The organism is Streptomyces sp. SID1328 (assembly GCF_009865595.1).
Lineage (GTDB): Bacteria > Actinomycetota > Actinomycetes > Streptomycetales > Streptomycetaceae > Streptomyces > Streptomyces griseoluteus.
Genome location: NZ_WWKH01000541.1, coordinates 1 through 5,254, shown reverse-complemented (window position 1 = coordinate 5,254; position 5,254 = coordinate 1). Strand labels below are relative to the sequence as shown.

Annotated in this window: 5 protein-coding genes and 1 pseudogene; 3 read left to right on the top strand and 3 right to left on the bottom strand. The window is 71.1% G+C overall.

The genetic code is table 11. The annotated features are described in order from the left end of the window. From GT030_RS16925 to GT030_RS16915, 3 genes are all read right to left on the bottom strand, one after another. Positions 1-1,305: MDR family MFS transporter (locus GT030_RS16925; RefSeq protein ID WP_161201810.1), on the bottom strand; the 1,305-nt coding region annotated here is incomplete at its 3' end. A 101-nt stretch (positions 1,306-1,406) separates the two neighbouring features. Then, on the bottom strand, positions 1,407-2,069 hold the full coding sequence (locus GT030_RS16920) for an HAD-IA family hydrolase (RefSeq protein ID WP_161201809.1): 663 nt from the start codon (positions 2,067-2,069) through the stop codon (positions 1,407-1,409). 287 nt (positions 2,070-2,356) lie between these two features. Beyond that, positions 2,357-2,938: a TMEM165/GDT1 family protein gene (locus GT030_RS16915; protein WP_135790282.1), complete on the bottom strand. Its 582-nt coding sequence runs from the start codon at positions 2,936-2,938 to the stop codon at positions 2,357-2,359. 387 nt (positions 2,939-3,325) lie between these two features. Between GT030_RS16915 and GT030_RS16910 the strand changes: the two genes are divergently transcribed. The 3 genes and pseudogenes from GT030_RS16910 to GT030_RS16900 all read left to right on the top strand — a co-directional run. Further along, entirely contained in the window at positions 3,326-3,979 is a 654-nt protein-coding gene (locus GT030_RS16910; RefSeq protein ID WP_161201811.1) for an HNH endonuclease family protein, read from the top strand. 159 nt (positions 3,980-4,138) lie between these two features. Continuing rightward, complete coding sequence (locus GT030_RS16905; RefSeq protein WP_161201808.1) at positions 4,139-4,594, top strand: DoxX family protein; 456 nt, start codon at positions 4,139-4,141, stop codon at positions 4,592-4,594. A gap of 273 nt (positions 4,595-4,867) precedes the next feature. Next, a pseudogene (locus GT030_RS16900) lies at positions 4,868-5,254 on the top strand (hypothetical protein); the annotation flags it as partial.

The following is a 5,254-nucleotide window of genomic DNA, read 5'->3' as shown; positions in this document are numbered from 1 at the left end:
GTCGCCGAGGCGGCCCGAGAAGACGGAGCCGAATATGGCGACGCCGAAGGAGGCACCGATGGACCGGAAGAAGGTGGCGCCGGAGGTGGCGACGCCGAGGTCCTGGTAGGACACCGCGTTCTGCACGATGAGGATGAGCACCTGGAGGACGAGACCGAGTCCGAGACCGAAGACGAAGAAGTACAGGCTCATCTCCAGCGTGGAGCTGTGTTCGTCGAGCTGGTGCAGCAGGAGCAGCCCGAGGGCGGTGACGGCGGTGCCCGCCACCGGGAACACCTTCCAGCGGCCGGTGCGGCTGACGATCTGCCCGGAGACGGTGGAGGTCAGCAGCAGTCCGGCCACCATCGGCAGCATGTGCACGCCGGACATGGTGGGCGAGATGCCGTGCACGATCTGGAGGAAGGTCGGCAGGTAGGTCATCGCGCCGAACATGGCGAAGCCGACGATGAAGCTGATGAGGGCGGCGAGGGTGAAGGTGCGGATGCCGAACAGCTTCAGCGGCAGCACCGGCTCGGCGGCGCGCCGCTCCACGGCGACGAAGGCGACCGCGAGCAGTACGCCGAGTACGGCGAGCCCGATGATCTGGGCGGACGCCCAGGGCCAGGTCGTCCCGCCGAGTGAGGCGACCAGCACCAGACAGGTGGCGACGGAGGCGATCAGCAGGGTGCCGAGGTAGTCGATGGTGTGCCGGGAGGTACGGCGCGGGATGTGCAGGGCGGTGGCGATGACGACGAGCGCCACGATCCCGATGGGCAGGTTGACGTAGAACACCCAGCGCCAGCCCAAGTGCTCGGTGAACAGGCCGCCGAGCAGCGGCCCGAGCACGCTGGTCGCACCGAACACGGCCCCGAAGAGTCCCTGGTACCGGCCACGCTCACGGGGCGGGACGATGTCGCCGACGATCGCCATCGACAGCACCAGCAGCCCGCCGCCGCCGAGCCCTTGAAGCGCCCGGAACCCGATGAGCTGCGGCATGTTCTGCGCCGTCCCGCACAGCGCGGACCCGATCAGAAAGATCACGACGGCGAACTGGAACAACCGCTTCCGCCCGTACTGGTCCCCGAGCTTCCCCCACAACGGAGTCGCCGCGGTCGAGGCCAGCAGATACGCCGTGACGACCCAGGACAGATGCTCCAGCCCGCCCAGATCGCTCACGATGGTCGGCAGCGCCGTCGACACGATCGTCTGGTCCAGCGCGGCCAGCAACAGCCCGAGCAGCAGGGCCCCGATGGAGACGAGGACATTCCCGCTGACGTGCTCACCCCGGCGCACCTCTTCGGCGGCGCCATGCGTGTCCAAGGCCATGAAGACCTCCCAGCCCTCGGTTGCCTGCTCCCATGTTCGGCGGTCGAGGGGGCTCCGGCCTGTCGAGGACGGGGGTGGCGGGCCCGGGCTTGCGCGGGCGGTCAGCCGATGAGGAGGCGGATCGTGCCGTCCTCCTGCGGCTCCACGCGCAGCTCGGTGAGGTCCTTCACCAGCGCGTCCGGCCCGTGCTGCCCGGCGCGCGGGCCGACGCCCACCACACGCATGCCCGCCGCGCGGCCCGCCGCGATGCCCGCGCCGGAGTCCTCGAAGACCACGCAGTCGGCGGGGTCGACGCCGAGTTCCGCGGCGCCCTTGAGGAAGCCCTCGGGGTCGGGCTTGCTGGCGCCGACCGACTCGGCGGTGACGCGGACCTCGGGGAGGGGGAGGCCGGCGGCGGCCATGCGGGCGGTGGAGAGGGCCACGTCGGCGGAGGTGACCAGGGCGTGCGGGGCGCCGGCGAGGGCGGCGAGGAAGGCGGTCGCGCCGGGGACCTCGACCACACCGTCCATGTCGGCGGTCTCCTCGGCGAGCATGCGGGCGTTGTCCGCGAGGTTCTCCTCGACGGGGCGCTCGGGCAGCAGCAGCGCCATGGAGGCGTGGCCCTGCCTGCCGTGCACGACGCTCATCACCTCGTCGCCGTCGAGCCCCTGGGCGGCGGCCCAGCGGCGCCAGATGCGCTCGACCACGGCGTCGGAGTTGACGAGGGTGCCGTCCATGTCGAGCAGGAGGGCGCGGGCGGTGAGAACGGCGGGCTCGGTGGCCATCGGCAGCTCCAAAAGACGCGAGGGCCCCGGTCGAGGGGGCCCTGTGGGGACAGGACGTCCGGCGGGGGGTCCTGTCGGGGACAAGGCGGCCCCGCCCGCCGGTCAGGGGAAGCGGGCGGGAGCCACTTTGTTCCTCCACGGTACAAAACGCGGACGGCATCCCGCCACCACGCCTCCCCCGAGGGCCTGCGGCGGGGCGCGGGGGCCGGCCGGCGGGGGGCGTCTCGGATGTGGGGCTCAGCCGGCCCCGCACACCCGCCCACCGGCCGACGGCCCCCGAACAGGCGCTAGCCCGCGATCGCCTCGTACAGGCTCCACACGCCGAGGCCGATCATCAGCAGGGCCGCGATCTGGGTGATCAGCCGCAGGGGCACCCGCTTCATCAGGGCCTTTCCGCCGACGATGCCGAGGCCGGCCACCGCCCACAGGCCGAGCACCGCGCCGAGGCCGACGGAGAGCGGGTCGTCGTAGCGGGCGGCGAGGTTGGCGGTCATGATCTGGGTGAGGTCACCGAACTCGGCGACCAGGATGAGCATGAAGCCCGTACCGGCGACCTTCCAGAAGGACTGGTCGGCGGGCTTCTTGATCTCCTCCTCGCCCTCGTCCTTCTTCAGCAGCAGCACGGCCGCGCCGCCGAGGAAGAGGACGCCGGTGAGGGCGTGCACGATCTGCTGCGGGAGCAGGGTCAGCACGCTGCCCGCCGCGACGGCGAGCACGACATGCACCAGGAAGGCCGCGGCGACGCCGGCGAAGACGTACGACGCGCGGTAACGGGCGCCGAGGACGAGGCCGGCGAGCGCGGTCTTGTCCGGCAGTTCGGCGAGGAAGATGACGCCGAAGACGAGCGCCGTCACGGTAATGCTGATCAAGGTTCCTCAATCGGTCGGGGCCGCCCCGCCGAGAGTGCGCGTTTCACGCGTGAGACACCTCGGCACGGCAGCACATCGGGCACCCGCACCTTGAGGGCACGGGCGTGCACTGCTTGCCGAAGGTCTCGCTGGCGGGTCCCACGGGATTCCGCCTCCGGGCGCCGGCTCAGGCTCGCTGAGCAGTATGTCGACGGTCCGGCGAAGAGCTACTCCCCTTCTGCACCGCCCATGGTACGGGACGTGAAAGTTCCGTCCTGAACCTTGTCGTGTCATGGACGCGTCACTAGCTTCTTACCGGGCGCTCACCCCACCGCAACGCCACCTGGCGAGCATTCCCCTGCCCGCGCCCCAACACTCCTACCCCACAAGGGAGTTCGTATGTTCCGCATGTCCCGCTCGTCCCGGTTCTACGCGCGTCGACGGCTCGGTGTCGTCGCCGCGGCCACCGGTCTGCTCGCCTCCGCCGCACTGCTCAACTCGCCGACCGCCTCGGCCGCCCTGCCCACTCCGGTCAGCGGAGCCACCGCCCGGAGCTACCTCTCGCAGCTCACCGTGGCCACCGAGAACCGCACCGGCTACAGCCGGGACCTGTTCCCGACCTGGATCACGATCAGCGGCACCTGCAACACCCGCGAGTACATACTCAAGCGGGACGGTACGAACGTCACGACCGACTCCGCCTGCGTGGCGACCGGCGGCAGCTGGTACTCCCCGTACGACGGCGCCACCTGGAGCGCGGCCTCCGACGTGGACATCGACCACCTCGTCCCGCTGGCCGAGGCGTGGGACTCCGGCGCGAGCAAGTGGACGACGGCGCAGCGGCAGGGCTTCGCCAACGACGTCACCCGGCCGCAGCTCCTCGCGGTCACGGACAACGTGAACCAGGCCGAGGGCGACCAGGACCCGGCGACCTGGATGCCGAGCCTCACGTCGTACCGGTGCACCTATGTCCGGGCCTGGGTGCAGGTGAAGTACTACTACAACCTCTCGGTGGACTCGGCGGAGAAGAGCGCGCTGACGAACTACCTGTCGGGCTGCTGACGGCAACCCACCCCCGCGTCTCCACGTCCACGGCTCGTCCTGGCCTCACCGGCCCGGGCGGGCCGTCGCCGTTTCCGGTCATGGCTGAATGTTGAACTTGCAAGTATGAGTGAGGCATACCTAACCTGGGCCCTCCCACGAAAGAGGAGACCTCCCCCCATGTCCGCACGTCTCAACGCCGCCCAGCCGTACGCGCTCGGGCTCTTCCGCATCGTCATCGGCCTGCTGTTCACCGTGCACGGCGCCGCTTCGCTCTTCGGCGTCCTCGGCGGCGCGGCGGGCACCCACGGCGGCACGATCGCCGCCGGCAGCTGGCCCGGCTGGTATGCGGCGCTCATCCAGCTGGTCGCCGGTGCCCTGGTCCTCCTGGGCCTCGGCACCCGCGGCGCCGCCCTCCTCGCCTCCGGCTCCATGGCCTTCGCCTACTTCGACGTCCATCAGCAGGCGGCCCTCTGGCCCATCCAGAACGGCGGCGAACTGTCCGTGCTGTTCTGCTGGACCTTCTTCCTGCTGATCTTCACGGGGTCGGGAGCGTTCGGCCTGGACCGGCTGCTGGCCTCCCGGCGGGTCGCCTCACCGGAGGGGGAGCGGGCGCGGGAGCCGATAGCGGCCTGAGGCCGGGCCACGGAAGGGGGCGGGACGAGGTTCGTCCCGCCGCCACCGGCGGCGGCCTTTTCCGTCACCGTGCGAGTCCCCCACACGTTGGTACGGGAGAGGGGCCCCGGCCGCCCCGTGGGCGCGCCGCACGGGTGAATGGCAACGTACGGGGCGTTTCGGCTCGACCGCCGTGAACATGTTGTGATGATCACTTGATCCCCCCATGAACCTCCTGTCACCGGTCAGGCGTACGCTGTACGGCTGTAATCGGGGGAACGACGGGGAGTAATCGTGCTGGAGAGCGTGGGGTCACTGGCGGCCGGTCCATGGATCTATGCCGTGGTGGCCGTCTCGGTCCTGCTCGACGTCTTCCTGCCGGTGCTGCCGAGCGGCGTCCTGGTCATCGCGGCGGCCACCGCGGCGGCCGCCGGTACGGGTGCGGCGGCGGGGCGGGTCCCGCACGACGTGCCGGACATCCTGGTACTGATCCTGCTGGCGACGACGGCCTCCGTGCTGGGCGACCTGGTCGCGTACCGGCTGGCCTGGCGCGGCGGTGAGCGGCTGGACCGCGCCATCGCCCGCTCCCGGCGGCTGACCAACGCGCAGGAACGTCTCGGCGAGGCGCTCGCGCGCGGCGGCGGCGCCCTGGTGGTCCTCGCCCGCTTCGCCCCCGCCGGC